Annotated in this window: 19 protein-coding genes; 6 read left to right on the forward strand and 13 right to left on the reverse strand. The window is 57.4% G+C overall.

Annotated features, from left to right (window positions below; all coding sequences use genetic code 11):
• Nucleotides 1–9 precede the first annotated feature (9 nt).
• Nucleotides 10–735 carry a type 1 glutamine amidotransferase gene (locus R3D51_18625; protein ID MEZ5901499.1) on the reverse strand — a complete coding sequence of 242 codons (726 nt, stop codon included), beginning with the start codon at nucleotides 733–735 and terminating at the stop codon, nucleotides 10–12.
• A 341-nt stretch (nucleotides 736–1,076) separates the two neighbouring features.
• On the opposite strand from R3D51_18625, the gene R3D51_18630 reads away from it, so the two are divergent.
• The 5 genes from R3D51_18630 (at nucleotide 1,077) to R3D51_18650 (ending at nucleotide 5,498) form a co-directional block, all read left to right on the forward strand.
• Nucleotides 1,077–2,489 (forward strand): ammonium transporter, encoded by a 1,413-nt coding sequence (locus R3D51_18630; protein MEZ5901500.1) that lies wholly within the window; start codon nucleotides 1,077–1,079, stop codon nucleotides 2,487–2,489.
• Between the two features lie 61 nt (nucleotides 2,490–2,550).
• Nucleotides 2,551–2,742, forward strand: coding sequence for a hypothetical protein (locus R3D51_18635; GenBank protein MEZ5901501.1), 192 nt, complete (start codon nucleotides 2,551–2,553; stop codon nucleotides 2,740–2,742).
• 131 nt (nucleotides 2,743–2,873) lie between these two features.
• Nucleotides 2,874–3,479, forward strand: a complete 606-nt coding sequence (locus R3D51_18640; protein MEZ5901502.1) for a dimethylamine monooxygenase subunit DmmA family protein — start codon at nucleotides 2,874–2,876, stop codon at nucleotides 3,477–3,479.
• Entirely contained in the window at nucleotides 3,476–4,438 is a 963-nt protein-coding gene (locus R3D51_18645; GenBank protein ID MEZ5901503.1) for a PDR/VanB family oxidoreductase, read from the forward strand. Before R3D51_18640 ends, R3D51_18645 begins: the two co-directional genes overlap by 4 nt.
• A gap of 19 nt (nucleotides 4,439–4,457) precedes the next feature.
• The gene (locus tag R3D51_18650) at nucleotides 4,458–5,498 is read left to right on the forward strand and encodes a DUF3445 domain-containing protein (GenBank protein MEZ5901504.1); all 1,041 of its coding nucleotides are present in this window, start codon (nucleotides 4,458–4,460) and stop codon (nucleotides 5,496–5,498) included.
• 424 nt (nucleotides 5,499–5,922) lie between these two features.
• Here the strand turns inward: R3D51_18650 and R3D51_18655 are convergent, their stop codons facing one another.
• The 8 genes from R3D51_18655 to R3D51_18690 all read right to left on the reverse strand — a co-directional run bounded on the left by R3D51_18655 (nucleotide 5,923) and on the right by R3D51_18690 (nucleotide 12,919).
• On the reverse strand, nucleotides 5,923–7,362 hold the full coding sequence (locus R3D51_18655; protein ID MEZ5901505.1) for a HAMP domain-containing sensor histidine kinase: 1,440 nt from the start codon (nucleotides 7,360–7,362) through the stop codon (nucleotides 5,923–5,925).
• 3 nt (nucleotides 7,363–7,365) lie between these two features.
• Nucleotides 7,366–8,043, reverse strand: coding sequence for a response regulator transcription factor (locus tag R3D51_18660; protein ID MEZ5901506.1), 678 nt, complete (start codon nucleotides 8,041–8,043; stop codon nucleotides 7,366–7,368).
• Nucleotides 8,044–9,005: 962 nt separating this feature from the next.
• On the reverse strand, nucleotides 9,006–9,821 hold the full coding sequence (locus R3D51_18665; GenBank protein MEZ5901507.1) for a hypothetical protein: 816 nt from the start codon (nucleotides 9,819–9,821) through the stop codon (nucleotides 9,006–9,008).
• Between the two features lie 94 nt (nucleotides 9,822–9,915).
• Nucleotides 9,916–10,602, reverse strand: a complete 687-nt coding sequence (locus R3D51_18670) for a DUF2270 domain-containing protein (GenBank protein ID MEZ5901508.1) — start codon at nucleotides 10,600–10,602, stop codon at nucleotides 9,916–9,918.
• Between the two features lie 134 nt (nucleotides 10,603–10,736).
• Nucleotides 10,737–11,480 carry a hypothetical protein gene (locus R3D51_18675; protein MEZ5901509.1) on the reverse strand — a complete coding sequence of 248 codons (744 nt, stop codon included), beginning with the start codon at nucleotides 11,478–11,480 and terminating at the stop codon, nucleotides 10,737–10,739.
• A 136-nt stretch (nucleotides 11,481–11,616) separates the two neighbouring features.
• The gene (locus tag R3D51_18680; protein ID MEZ5901510.1) at nucleotides 11,617–12,123 is read right to left on the reverse strand and encodes a hypothetical protein; all 507 of its coding nucleotides are present in this window, start codon (nucleotides 12,121–12,123) and stop codon (nucleotides 11,617–11,619) included.
• A gap of 111 nt (nucleotides 12,124–12,234) precedes the next feature.
• The gene (locus R3D51_18685; protein ID MEZ5901511.1) at nucleotides 12,235–12,567 is read right to left on the reverse strand and encodes a hypothetical protein; all 333 of its coding nucleotides are present in this window, start codon (nucleotides 12,565–12,567) and stop codon (nucleotides 12,235–12,237) included.
• Nucleotides 12,568–12,676: 109 nt separating this feature from the next.
• Nucleotides 12,677–12,919, reverse strand: a complete 243-nt coding sequence (locus R3D51_18690) for a hypothetical protein (GenBank protein MEZ5901512.1) — start codon at nucleotides 12,917–12,919, stop codon at nucleotides 12,677–12,679.
• A 176-nt stretch (nucleotides 12,920–13,095) separates the two neighbouring features.
• Between R3D51_18690 and R3D51_18695 the strand changes: the two genes are divergently transcribed.
• A complete protein-coding gene (locus tag R3D51_18695; protein MEZ5901513.1) occupies nucleotides 13,096–13,224 on the forward strand; it encodes a hypothetical protein in 129 nt (42 codons plus the stop codon).
• Between the two features lie 141 nt (nucleotides 13,225–13,365).
• Here the strand turns inward: R3D51_18695 and R3D51_18700 are convergent, their stop codons facing one another.
• The 4 genes from R3D51_18700 to R3D51_18715 form a co-directional block, all read right to left on the reverse strand.
• A complete protein-coding gene (locus tag R3D51_18700) occupies nucleotides 13,366–13,647 on the reverse strand; it encodes a GlsB/YeaQ/YmgE family stress response membrane protein (protein MEZ5901514.1) in 282 nt (93 codons plus the stop codon).
• Nucleotides 13,648–13,786: 139 nt separating this feature from the next.
• The gene (locus R3D51_18705) at nucleotides 13,787–15,091 is read right to left on the reverse strand and encodes an HlyD family type I secretion periplasmic adaptor subunit (protein MEZ5901515.1); all 1,305 of its coding nucleotides are present in this window, start codon (nucleotides 15,089–15,091) and stop codon (nucleotides 13,787–13,789) included.
• Between the two features lie 26 nt (nucleotides 15,092–15,117).
• Entirely contained in the window at nucleotides 15,118–16,911 is a 1,794-nt protein-coding gene (locus R3D51_18710) for a cadherin-like domain-containing protein (protein MEZ5901516.1), read from the reverse strand.
• Between the two features lie 92 nt (nucleotides 16,912–17,003).
• The gene (locus tag R3D51_18715) at nucleotides 17,004–18,749 is read right to left on the reverse strand and encodes a type I secretion system permease/ATPase (GenBank protein ID MEZ5901517.1); all 1,746 of its coding nucleotides are present in this window, start codon (nucleotides 18,747–18,749) and stop codon (nucleotides 17,004–17,006) included.
• Nucleotides 18,750–18,820 lie beyond the last annotated feature (71 nt).

Here is an 18,820-nt window from a genome sequence, read left to right on the forward strand (position 1 = left end):
ATACCTCCATCAAGTTGCAGGCTGTGCCGAAGCCTGCATCAAGTTGCGGTAGAGCGTGCGCGCGACGGCGTTGAAGTTGGAAAGTTTGGCCGCCACATCCGCTTCCAAGCGTGCTGCTGCGCCCGAGCCTAGAGCACGATCCAGGGCTTGAGCGTAGGCCGGGATCGCAGCCCAATCGGCAACTGTCGTAGCAGTAACCTCGGCATGAAACTGCAGCCCATAGGCGCACGCGCCATAGCGGATAGCCTGGATGGCGCAGCGTTCCGACGATGCGAGCACAGCAACATCGGAAGGTACGCTCTTTACCTCCGCCCCGTGCCATTGAAGCACCGGCAAGGGATCAGGCATCCCTTGCAGAAGTCGATCGCGGCGGCCCTGCTCCGACAACTTCACGTCCATGAGACCGACTTCGCCTTCGCGCGCCAATCCAACCTCGCCACCAAGCGCCGCCGCGAGCAGCTGGTGGCCCAGACAAAGCCCCAGATAGGGACGTCGCAACTGCGTGACGAAGGTCCGAATGGCGGCGATCTCATCCACTAGCCATGGGAACTCAGTCGTCTGCCAGACATCCTGGGGGCCACCCATAACCCACATCATATCAAAGCGGGCGAGCGCAGGTATCGTTTCCCCCGCATCGAGTTCAACCGTCTCCCACGTCACGCCATCCTCCTGCAGGAAATCGCGCAATGTGCCTGGATGCTCAACGGCCAGATGTTGGAGAACGAGGATATGCATTCAGTGTCTCCCTGCTCGAAGCGCCGCCACGGCGTACGCTGAGTTTTTGTGCCGCCCCCTGCCGAAACCCTGCAAGCCCGAACAATGAGCGCGTTGCCGGGAAAGCGAGCAGACGTTGAGATCCGCATACATCCCCCGACGTGCTTGGCGCAGAGCCAGCAGCTACCGCCAAACGTCCGAGATTTCGACGATTTGCTGACCCGACGCACGATTACTAGCACGGTTTTCTCTTCTGGCACATTCGTTGCGTTAGAGGAAATCACCGCAACTGGTTCGGGATCCCGACGAGGGTACCCCAACCGGCTTAGCGGGCGGACTGCGAGCGGCAGGGGAGACACCGTATGGCCGATCAAGCGACAGCAATGACTACGATTTTCACGGAATTCTATTATTGGTTGACCGTGGTTCTAATGTTTCTAATCCACATCGGCTTCTGCATGTATGAAGTCGGCGTGTCGCGCACAAAGAACGTGCAACACACACTCCTGAAGAATGCGATGGCTATTCCCGTGGTGGGAATTGCATTCTTCCTATTTGGCATGTGGCTCTATATTGCCCCTCAGGGCTGGCCCGTCAGCACCAGTTCGGTCAGCTTCGCCACGGGCTTCGAGCCCTGGTCAGATAAGCTTGCACCAAACCTCTCCGATCACATCTCCGGCGTGTTCTGGGCAGCATTCGCACTGTTCGGCATGACCGCCGCTTCGATCGTTTCGGGCTCGATCATCGAGCGTTCCAAGACGACCGGATTCCTGATCATCGCAGTCTGGGTCGGCGCGATTGCCTGGGTCATTCCGGCCGCTTGGGGCTGGGCCGGCAATGGCTGGATGACTCAATATTTTGGGTTCCATGACCAATACTGCTCCGCCGTTCTGCACGGCGTTTCAGGCTTTGCCGCTCTCGGCATCCTCATCAACCTGGGGCCGCGTATCGGCAAATTTGCGCCCGACGGCACGCCGCGCGAAATCCCTGCCCACAATCCCTGGATGGTCACCATTGGACTGTTCCTGATCTATGTTGGCTTCTGGGGTTTCTACGCCGCTTGCCACATCCCGATCGTGAACGTCGCGCCGGAAGGCCAGGAAGCATTCTACACCGCCACCAACATCTACGGCGTTCCGATTACGCTGTCGGGTGTGACGATGAACTTCCTGCTCGCCCTGTTCGGCGGCATGATGTCGGCCTACCTAATTTCGCACGGCAACGCCTACTGGACGTTCTCTGGCGGTCTGACCGGACTCATCTCAGCGAGTGCGGGCAACGATCTCTATCACCCAGCCATCGCATTCGTGATCGCCGTGATGGGCACGATCATTGCCTATCAGTTGCACAACTGGGTGGAAAAGAAGTTCAAGCTCGATGACGCTGTCGGCGCCGTGGCCGTGCATGGCTACTGCGGCATGTTCGGCGGCATCATCGCGGGCTTCGTCCTGTGGGGCTACCCCGCGGTCATGCCCAGCGCCGGCACAGCCGTTGCGCTGTCGGAGGGCGCAGGCTGGTTCGGCACAAACGCCGAAGGTCTGCCCATCATCACGCCGATGGGCAACACGATCGTCACGCTCATCTTCTGCTTCGGCTTCGGCTTCGTGCCCGCTTACCTGCTCGGCAAGCTGCTGAAAGCCCTTGGCATGCTGCGCGTTGATCCGAAGGTGGAACTCACCGGCCTCGATGGCGAGATGAGCCACACCACGTATCCCGGCATGTCGGGAACCGAGGCGGCCTTCGAAGCCCTGCAACGCAAGGAGTTCAAAGTCTGAGGACACTCATCAGGCGTTTCTAAACTGAGCAGACATTACCTCTCAACTTAGGAGAACCAACATGAACACCGGCGTCACATCTCTTGCAAAACTCTCCGAACTCTCCGCGATCTATCCATTCCATGGTGATGAAGTCCCCTTCACCCTGGCGATCGTTGCACTGTTCGTCGTCTTCTTCGCATGGCAGCTGTCCATGGAATCGAAGCACCACAAAGCGATCATCGGCAACTTCACGGCAAGCCCGGCCGAATAAAGCCGATCCGATCGCAAATGGACATGCGGATGGGGCAGGCGACCTGTCCGCATGTGCTCCCTGGGGGTCTCGGGGAGCGACGCTCCGGGGCCCCCAAACGACGAAGGATGCGCATCACATCGAGGCCCGCGATGCTCGCTGCCGGAATTCCGAGCCGACCCGTTTATCCAGGGCTGAAGCCCGACGCAACCGCACGTCATAACCTCATTCTTTGCGAGGGCGAAGGCGCGGGCGCCGTGCTCGATCTGGCCAAATCCGCGCCTCCCCAATTCTTCAATCGCACCACGATCGTCTTCCTGCCCGACGGGCCAGCAGGCAAAAGTTACGAGGCGCCGCTTGAGGCGCTGGAACCTGGCGCACTATGGATCCATCCAAGTCTCGCCACCCTACTCTTCCGGCTTAAGAACGTGCTTTCGACGGCCAATATGGGAACACGTCTGTACGTCGCCGGTAGCGAGCCATTCATCGGCAGCGTCATCCAGTATGCCATCGAAGCTGGTATCGACCAGAAATCGGTCTTCAGCGAGCACCGCGGAAGCGCCAGACGGCGCGTCCAATGCGTGCATTGCAAAGGCATGACGGAGAACGTCACCACCAACCCGGTCGTGTGCGATCACTGCGGATTAAACCTGCTTGTGCGCGATCACTACTCTCGCCGTCTTGGCGCATTCATGGGCGTGTGCATCGACGCCGAAGTTCCCGGCGAAGCCCCCGCGCCCGAGGAGATCTACAAATGAATGCCTCAAATTCCATACGTGTGCGCGTGGCGGACGCCGTCGCGGTGACGCCGAGTGTGCGCCGCTTGAAACTGGTTCCGGTCTCCGATAGTGGACTTCCCGAGTTTTCCGGCGGCGCACATACGATCGTCGAGCTGGCGGGACATGAACGAACGGCACGCAATCCCTATTCGCTCATGGGATCGCCATTCGATGTTTCGTCCTACGAGATCAGCGTTCTGCGCGTTCCGAATTCGCGCGGGGGTTCAGCCTTTATCCACGATCGTCTTCAGCCAGGCTCCGAATTGTCGATCTCGACACCGGTCAACCTGTTTCCCCTAGACCGCAGGGCGCGCAAGCACATCTTCATAGCAGGTGGCATCGGTATCACGCCCTTCATGGCAATGATGTCCCAACTCACCAAAGAGTGCGCCAATTTCGAATTGCACTATGCCATGCGGAGCCCGCAGACCGGCGCTTACTGGCAGCTCTTGACTTCTCTCTATGGTCCGCGCGTCAAGACTTACTTTAATAGCAAGGGAGAAACCATCGATCTCAATGCTCTGCTCGATTGCCAACCTCTCGGCACCCACCTCTATGTCTGCGGCCCGTCCGGAATGATCGACTGGGTGCTGGACAGCGCACGCGGCTATGGTTGGCCTGATGAGAACCTGCATTGTGAGCGTTTTTCAGCGCCGGAACCGGGAAAGGCTTTCACAGCAACGCTCGCGCGGTCAAATCTCGAAGTTGCCGTGAGCGAAAGCCAGAGCCTTCTGGAAGCCATCGAGGCGGCGGGTGTGGCCGCACCGTATTTGTGCCGCGGCGGCGCGTGCGGGCAATGTGAGACCACTGTTCGCTCCTGCGCTGGCGCCATCGAACACCACGACCACTATTTGAGCGAGGCTGAAAAGGCATCAGGCAAGAAGATCATGCCGTGTGTCTCGCGCACGGACGGGTCACCCATCGTACTCGATCTGTAAAATGCGAGGAGCTGCCGAAATGGGCTTGATGTTCAAAGACGAGACCTATCGCGACGACTACACTTTCTCCAACAGCAAAGAGTCCATCCTGCGCTTCCCATTCCCGTTCGCCGAGGACAAGTACATGTACTCGGTCAACATCGAGCCGCACGTTACAGGACCGAAGGGGTCGGCGTACGAATTTCCGATCGACATCGACGAACACTACGTCTCCGACATGCGCGATCGCGCCATTACACTCAATCTCGATCCGTTGCGCTGCCAATCACTGCCGCACATGCTGACGGCAGAATGGGATCTGTTAGAACTTCTCATGACTTCCATGTCAGAGAGTTATCCCGATCATTTCACGCTGGATCGCGACGGCGATAACTGGCACTGGATAAACCGGCCGCTCGGCATCGAGCACAAGTTCGTTTTTGGGGACGCTGCAACGCTTCCCCACAAGCCCATGGAGTACATTACGCGCCAGTGTCAGGGTGATTTCTGCATCCTGGATCAGCGCGACGGCGATCTTTGGATCGATGCAGGCATGGTCACCTCCCAGGCAGACTGGTCTTTGGATTTTGACATCGGCATGAGCTTCATGGAATGGCACGCACCCGTGCCCTTGGCTCATCAGGTTGGTGTCTTCGACCGTGCCCTCAGGTTTCTGCTCAACATGCAATTGGGGCGTCCCGTGCGACGTCTCAACTGGACGATGACGATCAATCCGCGGCTCGATACTTCGCCGGAAACCTATCCCCAGTGGGGCACGGATCGCACGACCGTGACGCCGAAAAACGTCGGGGACAAGGTGCATCTGCGCGTCGAGTTGCAGGGGCTGTGGCGGCTGCCGCGATCAAACGCCATCGTGTTTTCCATTCGCGGCTATCTGATCAAGATGAACGAACTTGTGACGGTGCCGAAGTGGGGCCGTCGGATGCACCGCGTTTTGCGCGATCTTCATCCCGAGATCGCCAACTACAAAGGTCTGTCGCGTTATCGCGACACCACCATCGCATGGCTGTCCAAATACGATGATGGAGCACCGACATCACTCGGCACTTGGCCTGAATAATTGAACACAGCACCAATGACTTCAGACGTCGCAAATCGCGCTCTGACCTGTTCCAAATGCACTTTTGGATTCAGCGGCGAACTGCGTGACGCAGCCTGCCCTCAAGCGCGGCTGGCCAGGCGCCTTGGCTGACGAGGTAGGAGCGGATGCGCTTATCGGCCATCTGCTGCGCCACAGATCGGTCAACGAGTTGCGGAAGCTATGGAAGCGCGTGGAATGGGTTTGGAACGACCGTTTCACCCTTCGCGGTGAATACGATCACTACTCCTTCGGTTCGGGAGAACTTCAGTTCGATAGTATCTGGGCCTCAAGACGTCGGCGCCGATCTCGATCTCTTCAAGATCGCTGTCATAGCGCGCTTCTGAGGTGCAGGTTTGTTGGCAAAGATGCAGACCATCGTATGAACGAAGGCAAGCGACGCGCTCTAGCGCGTCGCAATCGCTGCCAACGTATTTCGTTCGCTCGTGCCGGGAAGCGACGACATCGCCCCCTTCACGATTTCCTCGGGGGCCTTCGCAAAGCGCATCTCGAACAATGCACCGCCGCCTGGCGCGTCTTTCAACTCGATCGAGCCGGAATGCACCTTTACGATCCGTGCAACGATATCCATGCCAAGCCCCGCGCCACCGCCGCGATCCCGACCGCCCTGCCAGAATCGTTTGAAGATATCGGCGCGCTCTTGAAGCTTCACGCCCGGACCATGGTCGCGCACGGAAATCACTGCATCGTTGGCATCCTGTGCGACAGTGATTTCGATACTGGTATTGCGCGGTGTGAAGCGCATGGCGTTCTCGGCCAGATTTCGCACCGCACAGCGCAGCAGCTCAGCCGATCCGTTGATAAGGACCGGCCCAGGCGAATCGACCTCTATCGATCTCCCCCTTTGCAAACATATCGGTCCAAGGTGATGGGCAACGTTGATGGCAACGTCCGTGAGATCTACCCTGGCACCAGCCTCGACGTTCATGGCGCCAATTCTTGCTGAGTCGAGAAGCTGATTGACCAAGCGCTCCATCGCTCTGATCTCTTCTTTCAGCTTTTCAACCTCCGGCCCAGGCGTCAGCAAAGATGAATGAGCTTTGAGAACCGCGACCGGCGTCCGCAGCTCGTGCGCGGCATCCGCAATGAACGCCTTCTGAGCTTCAAGCCCATCTTCCAAACGATCGAAAGCACGGTTGATGGCGTTCACGAGCGCCTCGACCTCGCGCGGGAGGCCACTAGCGTCGAGGCGACCGGAGACCGCGTTGGGCCCGATGGCCTCCGCCTGCGAGGCCGCTTCGCGCAATGGCGCCAGACCAATACGTGCCACCATAAGGTTGATGCCCAACAGGCCGAACAAGACAGGCACCCAGACCCAGCCGATATCCTCTACGAACTCCGCAAGGACTGTGTCAGCGGCAAGCTCGCCATCGGGCACAGCTACCTGTATCCACACTGGGCGCGTGCCGTAAGTGCCGCGCAGCGTATATCCATAGAGCATGCGACCATCGTGGTCGTTGTCGGACAAGAAGAAATCACGCTCTTTGTCGTCGTCGATTGCTGCAAGCGGCTCGTTTACGCCCGGCGAGCCCGAAATCAATACGCCCTTGTCGCTAACGATGGCGTATTTGCCTCGCCCCTGTTGAAAATTGTCCGCAAGGAAGTCCGGAAACTGCAGAGGCTTTCCTTCGGAGGCGCGTTTCAAGAGCTTGCGCATAATCATCGCATCACCTTGAAGCGTGCGATCGCGGAATGCGCTGTTGATGGCAACAAACCGAGTATAGATCAGGTAACTCGTTGCGAGGGCTGCTAGAACGGCAACGGTGACCAGGCCAACAATCAACCGGCTCCAGATGGACTGTCTGGCCGCCTTGAAGACCTGCATGCGTCAGGCCGTTGCATTGTTCAAGACGTAGCCGACGCCCCGCAGCGTATGAATGTGAACGTCCGCGCCCGCTTCGCTCAGGCGCTTGCGCAATCGATGTATGAGAACCTCGATGGCATTGGACGCAAGCTCTTCGCCAAAGCTATAGGTCTCCTCCTCGATAACTGCCTTGGAGACCACACGCCCGCTCCGCCGCAGCAACAGCTCCAGAACTGCCGCCTCCCGGCGGCCGAGATCATGCGCTGCTCCGTTTATCGTTATCTCCCGACTGTTCACGTTGAACGTGAGATTGCCCTGGGAAAGTACAGAGCCCAAGGCCTGACCGGGTCGCCGCAACAGAGCGCGCACACGCGCTACCAGCTCATCGACCTCGAATGGCTTGCGCATATAGTCGTCAGCGCCTGAGTTCAGTCCATTCACAATATCATTGACCCCGTCGCGCGCGGTGAGAACCAGCATCGGCGTGTGATCGATTTGCTTGCGCACATCGGACAGCCAGTGAAGTCCATCGACATCGGGCAGGCCCAGATCCAGCACGACAGCGTTATAGGCCATAGTCGTAACCGCGGCGTATCCGTCGGCGCCGTTGAAAACCGTATCAACGGCGAAACCTTCGCGCCTCAAGGCGGAAGCGACATACTCGGACAAGCGCTGGTTGTCTTCGATCAATAGAAGTCGCAACTCTTCGATCCCCCGTTCGTGGCCGCCATACCAGCCGAATTGAACCCTGAGTGCGGTGCCAAATAGCTGCCGCAACGCGGAACTTCTGGTCTTTTACGGCTAATGAAAGGCCGGTTTGCGCTCGCAACCTTACCGTTTCCTTACAAATTCAATTCCAGGAGGGGATTGGGAAAGACGCTCAGATCGCGCCTAATGCGAGATATTAAAGTCCAGGCAGCCGAATATTCCGCACTCAGATCCGACGCCGCCCTGGCCCGGCTGGGGGGGACTATTGATGTTGGCCTCGAAGAAATCGATCGTCTCTACGCGCAGCGTTTCAGAACAGCTGCGGCGGCAATAAATCCAAATCCCGCTTGGCAATTCTACTTGCGGCCCAAGGTTGGTGCCGCGCACTTTCCCTTCGATGCTCCCGTGACCGAATCTGCTTTCGGCCGTGACATGATCGGGAGTTGTCGACTCGTCCCGTGCAGTGCCAGGCGCCGCGAATGAAATGGCGACCACGCAGACCGCCGCAAGCCTAACGAAAGCCGCGCCTCTCCCTCTGGATTGATATCTCTGCATAACGGTGCAATCGGACCCGGTTTGTCACATCAAGACGGCCAAACCAGCCGACTTAGCCGCGCATACTAGCATGATCGGCGGGTACGGAGGATGGTGTTTGGCAACACGCCTGTGGGGGTTGATCAGTCCCAACTTACGAGGGTCTTACGAGGAGAGCCCGCTAGATATTTTCCGTCGCCAGCGCGTTTGCGCGGACACGCTCGTCTTCCGCATCCACGCGCATCGGCCAAAGCTCAGACACGCGTAGGCTGAAATTTTGAGGAAGCCGGGTGAGTTGCGTCTATCGCTTCTTGCGCCGCCGACGCCAGAGAACGAACACGCCTCCCGCTAGCGTTCGAACTTAAGCGCCAGCGCGAGCACCATCGAGACTACAATCAAACCCGCACGTAGAAGGTCGCTTCTCATGGGCGGCTCAACCAATTACCCAGAGTGAGAACCGTCAAAGCCTGGAACCCGTCGAACACGTTTGCGCCTATCGGCCCGTGTACCATCGTGTAGCTATCCGCCGACCACGCCATGGCCCCAAGCCGGATCAGGTTTGCGCCGAGGAGAAGCACGCTCAACATAACGGCCGATTGCCAAAGGCGATCGAGATTGATCCGTCCCAATAGCAAGGCGACGCCAACCAGTGAAACCAATGCTGACGGCAGCGCATTGAGCGTCGTGCATCGCGTCATCAAAATAAGACTGTGCCCTTCGGGATCGCCGATGACGTTCCCTGTCTGCACGATATCGGGCCTGAGACTCGCCAGCAGCTTGCCAAGCAGAAAGGCTTCCGATGTCGTAACCGGCCCCGCTATGAGCTTAATGATCACAGACGACCACAGCGCGGTTGCCGCGATGGCTAGAAACATCAGCGCACGCTTGCGCCGTTCCCCAATCGAGGTGGCAGCCTGACACCCGGCATAGATCAAAAGAGCAAACCATGAGACTGCGCTGCTCGGCACCAGAACCAGCATCACGGTCACAGCATCGAGCGCGAGGGCAAACCGTGGGCGGCCAACCTCACCCGTTCCCATGCTCAACCGGGTAGCCACGAACAGGCTGACCAGCAGGAAGGGACCGATCCCGGCACCAAGCAGCCCGTGCCCCTGAGTCAGGGACTCGGCGATGCGCACGGCGAGCGCGTTGACGACAGCCCCGAGCATGACCAGCGTCGGCAAGGCAACGCCAATCGGCAAAGTCCTCAAACCTGCACGCACCGTCCGCGCCTGCACGACCTCGCCTCCGGCTCTACCGGGCGACAAGTTTGACGCAAGAGTCTTACGCGACTGCTAACCTCTGGTCGCCGCTCGCGCGACGCCACGAGCCTCAGCCCATGCTGACGGAGCGCGCGCGGCCATGGGCTTGGCGCTCCACACGCAGCGTAACGATGCCGAAAATGATCCAGACACCATAAAAGGCCAATCCGCCAAGCAGGATGACGGCACCAGGCACTGGGCCTATGGCGGCTCGATCGACAAACTGGCCGAAGCTCTCGACGGCAGAAGGATGTATCGCAATCTTGCCGAGGTACGCGAGAGCTTGAATGAGCAGAAGCCAGGCGTAGGTGCGCCTCAAACGCCTGCCCACCGCACGGGCCATGCTGATATGGTGGCGCGGCTCGCAATAATCGCGCGCCAGCACCAGTTCCCAATCTTCTTTACTTGCTCCGTCTTCTCCGCGCAGCATGGGAGCATAGAAATGCGTTTCCAACCATCGCGCACGAGCACGCCAGACGTTGAAATAGCGATAACGTCGGGCCTCAAATAGCAGAAATACGACGATAAGAATACCGATGAGAATGAGCGGCAGCGCAGACGCATCCGGGTGCGAATAGGAAGCCGACATTGCAAGGCCAAGAGCGGCGACGGCCCAGTTCGTCGTGTTGTCGAGCCGCGTACGCCAAACGGTGCTCCGGTAAACCTCGCCTCGGTACAGATGAGCTATGGCTCCCATCTCCGCAGCGTTGAATGCAGGGAAGTCTTTGTGGGCCGAAGATTGTGGTATCGCCACCATGAGACACTCTATGCGATAGATCTGTGGGAGAAGCTATCCAGTTTCGCCAATTAGAGTTCAGTCTAGCTTGTCGTAGATCGGCCTCAACCTCTAATCGGCAATCTGCTCCGTAGCTTCTTCGCGGGTGCACAAGGCTAATGAGCACCGATCACGCGACGAATAATGAGATCCTCGTCCCGCTGCTTTTCTTCATCGCTGCGTGGCGGGTAGGCGCGCCTCAACCGATCAACCTCGCCGGGTGAAGCGATCAGCCTGGCGACCGCATCACCGTTGATCATGCGCGGATCGCACGGACCAGCGAGCGCATCTACGCGTCCAGTATAAATGACCCTGTTCGATCGCCGGTCCCTTACTTCGCCGGACAGCGAGTTGGTCATCGCAAGAACTGTGACTTCCGGCTCGTCGCGGCCATCGAAGACTTCAGGCAATGCATTGAGCCAGCAACCGCCATCGCAAATCCTCTCGCGAATAATGTAGGCTTTTCGGTCTTTGGCGGTCTGAGGCAGACTGCCTTTCAACACAGTAACATTATCATAGACTTCCAGGATCTTTGGACTATCGGTTTCAAGAACGTCGGAGAGATACCAGCGCCTGGCAAGCTGCCCGCGAAAAACGACGTCAACGTCGTCCAACGCATCGATCAGAACACGAAGACGAAGGTCCTTGCGCATGTCTTCCGAAACTGACGCGCTTGCGATTGCAACGTAGTCGGACTGATTGCCCAACCGGCACTTGCTCGGGGGCCGTGCGAAAACATCACACGGCATCGCGCACAACAGGCTGACCACGAGCCACACGACCATTGCGAAGCTCCAGCGCAATCGCAAGCCGGCAATCGTGCCTTTCTCTGTCCGCGAATGGCTCAAACACATCGCCATGTGGGCCTCCAAGGCTAAACGGAGGATAGCCGGAAGACCCAACGTCAGCAAATGCGACCGCATTCGCGCGAAAATAACAAGGCGCTGGTCTGGGAAAGATCGAGACCGGCGCCTTGCGGCACAACAAAAACGTCCGTCACTTCAAAGGAACCGCGTCCCGCTCGCAGTCATTCAATTTGAAAACGAGCGCCGCTCTTACGGTATGTATGTCCGCATCAATGTCGGCGCTCATCCCCGGGCCATAACCGTCCAGCGCGCTCACCTGATAGCCGTTGTGATGGCTGCTGGAGAAGGACTCGCCCTGGTACCGGGCATACCTATACTCAATCTTTAGGGAGAGATTGCTATCGAGTTTGCGTTCGCCGCCAACCCCCATAAACCAACCATGAAGCTCATCTGGAGCTGACAGCGTTGCACCATGCGGTGGCGGAGGCATCATCATATCAAAGGCAGGCATGATCATCGGGCCGCCAAAGTTAATCGACCCATCCAGACTCGCTTCCGTGTAGCCACCAGAAGCAAAGAGAAGAAAATCGGGCCTGAGCAGCACACCGATACGGGCACCCGCATACCAAGCGTGCTCGAGCGATACTTTTCCGCTCACACTAGAACCCGGACCATTGAGGACCGGCACGTAATTCATGTCGCCCGGTTTCTTGATCGGCGCGCTGGAGAACGAACTGTCCGCATCTGGATAAAAGTCAAAATCGAGAAATGCACCGATCAGGAAGCGATTACCAAGGACCCTGTCGTATCAAATTTGGAGGGTACCAAAGACGTTCCAATCGTCATCACTGAACGATTGAGTTCCAAATCCCATCTGCAGTTGAACCCGATAGATTTCGGAACACTCAAAACACTCATTATCTCCATCTCCGTGATTACCCTGATTAACATTGACGTTGTGATTGAAGGAGCCGACGCCAATTCCAGCGCCGACGGAAAGTCCATCCCAGACATATTCATTCGGAGGTGGAGGGCTGTCTTTGAGGCTTCCCACATATTCATCGGCGCGCGCCGATTTGCTCGAAACGAGTGCACTCATAAGATTGGCTGCGGCAAAAGCCGAGTAACTCAAACGCAACATGACTGCTCTCCCGACGCTGAACACCAAAGAAGGAGCGTATTCCAAATGATTGTTTTTATTCGCAATTCACTGCCGATCTCGCCAGCTCGATTAAGGCTGAACGGAAATCTCAGGCAGCAGCCATAGACTGTTGATAACTTGTGGAAAAGCGATCGCGTCCATCCGCTGTCATTTCACTGTCGCAGTGATGCGCACCTGCATCGAATGCAGGAAGCAGGACGTGCACGAATGCCAACGCACGCCATTTTTCCACATCCCGCGTCGGCCCTGTGCATAAAGCACCCGACGCCAGAGTAGCCGAAACGGCACGGAAGTTCTTAGTACGCAGACCAGCAATTGCTGGTCCAGACATTCATTTCGCTCAGCTCCAAAGAGAGATATGGATCAAACAGTGTGTGTCACTTGCGCAACCGGCTCGGCACATTATGGACGTCAGCGACCGCATTGTATGTCTCAAGCGATCCAACCTCGCTATCGTCGGCTCTCCGGCCAATTGAAGACCGGGCATTTATTTGGGAGTTTATGCCAATGAGATCGATGATCGCTTTGACGTTGATTGTCGCCGCAGTCGCATTGGGTGCGTGCCGTCGTGAGGCTGAGTACGTGCCAATGAAACTCGGCGCAGCAGCGCCAGCCGCTGTTCAAGCTGCAAAATAATCATCCGGCGCGGAACTTCCGCGCAATTGATTGTGTCCTAAACAGAACTGAGCTCCGCTGCGCCCGGAGCTCAGTTTTTTTATTGGTGGTCGCGCGCGAGGACCAACTACAAGTTCTTAAGCCCGACGATGCTCTCGTCACTCAAGTCTTGGACTTCAGCCAGAACCAGCGCGCAATCAGAACAATCAAAGACCCTGCAAACGCTGCAACGATGTCGCGCAGCGAGATCGAGATCTTCTCCAACTCTGGAAACAATCCCACAAGGCGAAACAGCAGCCCACCAATGAGCGCCCCCGCCAAACCAAGACCTAGATTGCGCGCCCAGCCAAATCCCTGCTTGTCCCAGGTGATCAATAGTCCGGCGAGACTTCCGCCAATCAAACCTACAATGATCCAAACGATGAATTGATCTATCGAGGGCACTTCTCCCTCCTATTGGTTCAAAAATTGCCTTTTCAGATTTGTCAGAATACCACACGCCGCGCATGTGAGCACGCGCATGATCATGCGTAGAATTAATTGCTTACTTGGGGCGGGCTCATGGGCGGATCACAGCCTACTCTTACCGTTCGCGGAATGCGCGACTGAATTGATCCATCACGGGTTTTACGAAGTAGGATAACGCGGTCCGCTTATCTGTCGTAACGTAGACCTCCACCGGCATCCCCGGGACGATCTTCTTGCCGAGCGATAGGGAGGGATCAAGGAAATCTACGACCGCGCGGGCTAGATAGTAGTCCTGACGGTCCTTCTGATCCCGGCTGATGTCTGCCGAGACGTAAGAGACAGAACCTTCCACTTCAGGCGTGGTGCGTTGATTGAAGGACGTGAAGCGCAAGCGTGCCTGCTGACCTAGATGCACCTGGTCAATCTGTGCCGGGGGAACCTTGAACTCGATAGCCAGCGTCTCGGAGGCCGGAACGATCAGCATAATCTGCTCTGCCGGGCTGATGACGCCTCCCACGGTATGCACGTTGAGCTCATGGACTACACCGGATTGAGGCGCCTTGATCTCCATGTGCTCCAGGCGATCTCGGGCGGCGACGCGGCGCTCGACCAATTCGTCGATGCGTGTATCAACGGTGCGAATTTCGCGTTGGGCTTCCGTGCGTGCAGACTGCAGCAAGGTCAGGATCTGCTGTTCAACCTCGCTTATCTGCCCCATCGTGCGCGCTTCCAGCGCCATGAAATTTCCGCGATCTCCATCGATCCGGGCCTCCTCGCGTTGCAGCGCGTAGACTCGACTTACGGGGACGAGGTTTTTCCTCAATAGCTCTTCGGCGCTTCCGAGCTCTTTACGGATCAGTTCCAGCTCGTGGGTTTTTGCGGTCTTTTGTACGTCGTATCCCTTTTGCTCTTGCGTCAACTGCTCGATGCGTTGGTGGAGTTGATTTTCCTGTCCCTGCCGCATTGTCTTGTTGTGCTCAAAGAGCCTCGTCTCGCCCTCGATGATTGAATTTGACGCTTCGTTCTCGATCACGCTTTGCGGGAAAGTCAACGTATCGGCCAACTGCTGCTCGGCATCGAGCCGCGCCCTTCGGCTGCGAAGCTCCAATAGCTGGGTCTCGATGATCGACAGCTCGGCGCGGACCTGGGTATCGTCAAGCTTGATTAGAACGTCGCCATCCATGACGTTGTCGCCGTTCTTGACCGCAATTTCCGTAACCAGCCCCCCGTAAAGGTGCTGGATGCGTTTACTATGGTGGTCGATGACGACCGCGCCATGGGAGATAACGGCACCTGCAAGCTCCGCCGTCGCCGCCCAACCGCCAACCCCGCCGACCAACAATGCGATGGCAAATATCGCGACACCGATCCGCCAAGCGACGCCATAGCTCTGGCGCTTGCCCATTTCTGACTTTCCCATGAACTTATCGAACCTCGCACTGTTCGTTACGAAACACCGTAGAAGTCATCCGACTTCAGATCATGCTCGCCCAACAGATCAACCCAAAGATCATCACTCCCTGCATCGCTCCTGTGGCCCCACACAATGGTATGTTCGCCGTCATCCTTGAGTTCGAATTTGAAACCGAGCGCGCCGAGCGAAATCGGTGAAATGTCGTTGTCAGCCAACAGTTGCCCTATAAACTTGAATAACTGCACTTCGGGGCTTTCGCTGTAGGCGTCGATACGGCTGACGTCGATTTTATCGCCGCTTTCGAAATCCATAATCTTATCCATGGTTTCGGGATTTCCGGCATCGGAGTCATGGCCCGTGAAGGCAAACGTGTCATTTCCGGGACCGCCCGTGAATGTGTTTGTCGATTGATCATCGATCAGCAGGTCGTTGCCATCACCTGCGATCACATTTTCAACATCGATCAATCGGTCATTGCCGATTTCACTCCCCGTCGCCTCGCCTGCGAGCAGGTCCACAGTGATGTCGGAATGGATCGCGGAAGCGTCGTAAGTATCAACACCTTCACCACCGTCAAAAAGGTCGTTGCCGTCGCTGATTTGGGTTGCATCCCCCGATTGGGGAAGCTGTGTTCCTGCTACGAATGTGTCGTTGCCACTCCCTCCAAAAACAACATCGTCGCCCAGACCACCATGGACGATATCATTGCCCCCACCGGCAAAGACGAGGTCATCACCGGCTCCCGCGAACACGACATCGTCGCCATTCCCGGCCTGAACTATGTCGTCGCCATCTCCGGCGTCGATAATGTCGTTACCATCCCCACCATTGACCATGTCCCCGCCCGCTCCGGCAAAGACGATGTCGTCGTCAGCCGTCGCATCGATGTCGTCACTGCTGTATGTACCGAAAATAACGTCACTCGAAGAGGTGCCGATGGGCGCGATGCCAGCCTCGCCCTCCTCCGGCTCGATCACATGATCCGGCACAACTTCGAGCTGAGCCACTTGGGCGACCTTGTTATCACCATCAGTGACAAAATAAGAAAACTTCACCGTGCCTGTGTCATCTACCGTAGGTGCAAAAACCCAGGTCCCATCGTCATGTTGGTAGATCGCTCCGGACGACACCGAAAGATCGGAAATTGTCAGATGGTCGCCCTCGACATCGCTTGCGTGTTGCAGCAGCTGGGCCAGCCCGATGAGAACGGCGTGATTGATGTACACATCCGGCAATACCACGCTGCGCAGCAGCGTTGGCGCGGTGTTTCGCTGTGCCGAAGGTGCACTCTGCTGCTCTTGATCCTTTATGGGCTTTCCCGATTCGGGAGTCGCTTCGATGGAGGCGCTACCATCTGTATTTTTTGGAGCGGTAGATCTTGTCCCTTCGCCATCACTCGCATTGGATGCCGAACCGCCGGATCCGCCGCCGCCTCCCTGGCTCACGGCGTGCGGGATTTGTGAGAAGCGGAACAGATCTGTCGCATGTGCGATCGCAACGCCGTGCGATCCGTGCGCCACTTCCGGGGGCAGATTAAGACTTGAGTTGTCATTATTCGCGCGTGGCAGATCGGGCTCCTCACGCATGGACTCATGAGATCGAGGCGCAGAAGAGAGCGATTTTAGTTGCGGCATTAACTCGCCGTCTTTTTTGTCTTTCTGCGCTGTTTCCAAGTCGCCCTGCCCCTCATCGGCCTGTGATTGCCCGTGAAGGGCTGCGCGCGCGACGTCATCGGCCCAGTCCGAGCCAAGAGTTCCTGTCGTATCACCCGCAGAAGCGAAGCCGAATAGCTGCTTCAAAAGTGTCAAGCCCGCGGCCGCCAGCAATGCAATTGAGCCGTTCGTCAAATGACGCCCTGCCGGCTCCTCCCAAGAATAGAGGCGCTGTTTCGAGCCAATGGATTTGGCCGTTACCGTTTTCAGTTCGTGGCCCATAGCTGCGTTCCTTGCGTCCGAGCGGCCGGTCTGGGTGTGTTGGCTGCACTTGGTTGGATGTAGCGGGCAATGATTTCGTCCTTCGGTCCGCAGGCCACAAGTTTTCCAGCCTGCATCACGCCAAGAACATCGGCCTCCGCCAGCGCGCTTGGCCGATGAGCAATGATAATCACGATACTACCGGCAGCGCGGAGGGATCTTATACAGCTCAGTAAAGCTGCCTCTCCGTCGGCGTCGAGATTTGAATTGGGTTCATCCAACACAACGAGGAACGGAGACCCATAAACGGCACGCGCGAGCGCAACACGCTGACGCTGTCCAGCCGAAAGCACGGTCTGGCTGGCGCCGACTCGTGTTTCGTAGCCTTGCGGCAATCGCAGGATCATCTCGTGCACACCAGCGGCCTTCGTAGCCGCGATGATATCCTGTCCCTCGGCATCGGGATCGAAGCGACATATGTTCTGAGCAATCGTGCCATCGAGTAGCGCGACATCCTGCGGGAGATAGCCTACATACTTGCCAAGATCGTCCGCATTCCAGTTTGCGATATCCGCATCATCGAGCCGTATTGATCCACGCAACAATGGCCACACGCTTGTTGCTGCACGCGCGAATGTGGACTTGCCGCTACCGCTTGGCCCTATCAGTCCTAACGCTTGGCCGGCCTTGAGTTCAAAGCTGATGTCGCTCAAAACCACGGTTCCCGATCCCGGCGCGGTGACAGTAATTTTCTCAATCTTGAAGCTATCCTTTGGCCGCGGAAGCTTCACGAGGGGCTCTTGTACGTCGAGCACCGCGAGCGTCTCCTTCAGCCTGCGGTAACTCCTACGTGCCGCCACCAGGCCTTTCCATTGCGCAATCGCCATATCAATGGGGGCGAGCGCCCGTCCCGATGCGACGGATGCGGCGATGATTGCACCTGCCGAGAGCTCACCCTGGATCGTCAGATAGGCGCCAAGTCCGAGCGTCCCCGATTGCAGGATCATCCGCAAGACCTTGGACAATCCGCTCAACGAACCAGCGACATCGCTGGTTTTCGCTTGCAGCTGAAGATGTTGCCGGTTCGCCTCGTCGAAACGCTGGATTGCGCGATGGAGAAATCCCATGGAGCGCAAGGATTCCACATTGCGAAGATTGCTGTCGCAAAGCAACGCGCGCTCCATGCTTGCCTTCTGCATGGCTGTGCTGTGACGTCGGGTCAAAATCTCAGTGATCAGTGTGATCGTGCTCAACACCACAGCGCCGGCAAACACCAAGAGAGCCAGCAACGGATGCAGAATGTAAACGAAAGCCAGATAGAGCGGCATCCAAGGCAAATCAAGCAGAGCAGTGGGACCTTGGCCGGAGAGGAATTGACGCACGACGTCGACGTCACGCCCTCTCTCGGCCGCCTCGGCAGGTGCATAGCCGTGCCTCGGCATGTCGAGCGCCACACGATGCGCCAGAGGCGCAAGCCTGTCGTCCACTCTCGCGCCGGTCCGAACCAGGATCTGCGAACGCAGGATGTCAAGAATGCCTTGAAACAGGTACAGACCGATCGCAAGAGCCGATAACCCCAGCAAGGTTTCCATCGACCTGCTGGTCAACGCGCGATCGTAGATCTGGAGCATGTAGAATGAACCGGTCAACGCCAGAACGTTGATCACACCCGATATCACGAACAAAAAAACGAACGTCGTCCTCAGAGAGCTAACGATACGCTGAAAATCATGATTTGATTTATTCTGCATCTTCACGACCGCACCACCCAACTGGCCTTTGAGATTGACAGCAAGACGGCTCCAGGCGTCGCGCGCCTGGA

Source organism: Hyphomicrobiaceae bacterium (assembly GCA_041397645.1).
Classification (GTDB): Bacteria; Pseudomonadota; Alphaproteobacteria; order Rhizobiales; family Hyphomicrobiaceae; genus Hyphomicrobium_B.

Bases quoted from the DNA above. Each gene is read 5' to 3' on its own strand.
- R3D51_18690 (MEZ5901512.1), bottom strand. From the start codon at position 12,919: ATGTCTGGACCAGCAATTGCTGGTCTGCGTACTAAGAACTTCCGTGCC.
- R3D51_18670 (MEZ5901508.1), bottom strand. From the start codon at position 10,602: ATGGTGGCGATACCACAATCTTCGGCCCACAAAGACTTCCCTGCATTC.
- R3D51_18685 (MEZ5901511.1), bottom strand. From the start codon at position 12,567: ATGTTGCGTTTGAGTTACTCGGCTTTTGCCGCAGCCAATCTTATGAGT.
- R3D51_18630 (MEZ5901500.1), top strand. From the start codon at position 1,077: ATGGCCGATCAAGCGACAGCAATGACTACGATTTTCACGGAATTCTAT.
- R3D51_18650 (MEZ5901504.1), top strand. From the start codon at position 4,458: ATGGGCTTGATGTTCAAAGACGAGACCTATCGCGACGACTACACTTTC.
- R3D51_18715 (MEZ5901517.1), bottom strand. From the start codon at position 18,749: ATGCAGAATAAATCAAATCATGATTTTCAGCGTATCGTTAGCTCTCTG.
- R3D51_18645 (MEZ5901503.1), top strand. From the start codon at position 3,476: ATGAATGCCTCAAATTCCATACGTGTGCGCGTGGCGGACGCCGTCGCG.
- R3D51_18695 (MEZ5901513.1), top strand. From the start codon at position 13,096: ATGAGATCGATGATCGCTTTGACGTTGATTGTCGCCGCAGTCGCATTG.
- R3D51_18680 (MEZ5901510.1), bottom strand. From the start codon at position 12,123: ATGAATTACGTGCCGGTCCTCAATGGTCCGGGTTCTAGTGTGAGCGGA.
- R3D51_18655 (MEZ5901505.1), bottom strand. From the start codon at position 7,362: ATGCAGGTCTTCAAGGCGGCCAGACAGTCCATCTGGAGCCGGTTGATT.
- R3D51_18635 (MEZ5901501.1), top strand. From the start codon at position 2,551: ATGAACACCGGCGTCACATCTCTTGCAAAACTCTCCGAACTCTCCGCG.
- R3D51_18705 (MEZ5901515.1), bottom strand. From the start codon at position 15,091: ATGGGAAAGTCAGAAATGGGCAAGCGCCAGAGCTATGGCGTCGCTTGG.
- R3D51_18625 (MEZ5901499.1), bottom strand. From the start codon at position 735: ATGCATATCCTCGTTCTCCAACATCTGGCCGTTGAGCATCCAGGCACA.
- R3D51_18675 (MEZ5901509.1), bottom strand. From the start codon at position 11,480: ATGGCGATGTGTTTGAGCCATTCGCGGACAGAGAAAGGCACGATTGCC.
- R3D51_18640 (MEZ5901502.1), top strand. From the start codon at position 2,874: ATGCTCGCTGCCGGAATTCCGAGCCGACCCGTTTATCCAGGGCTGAAG.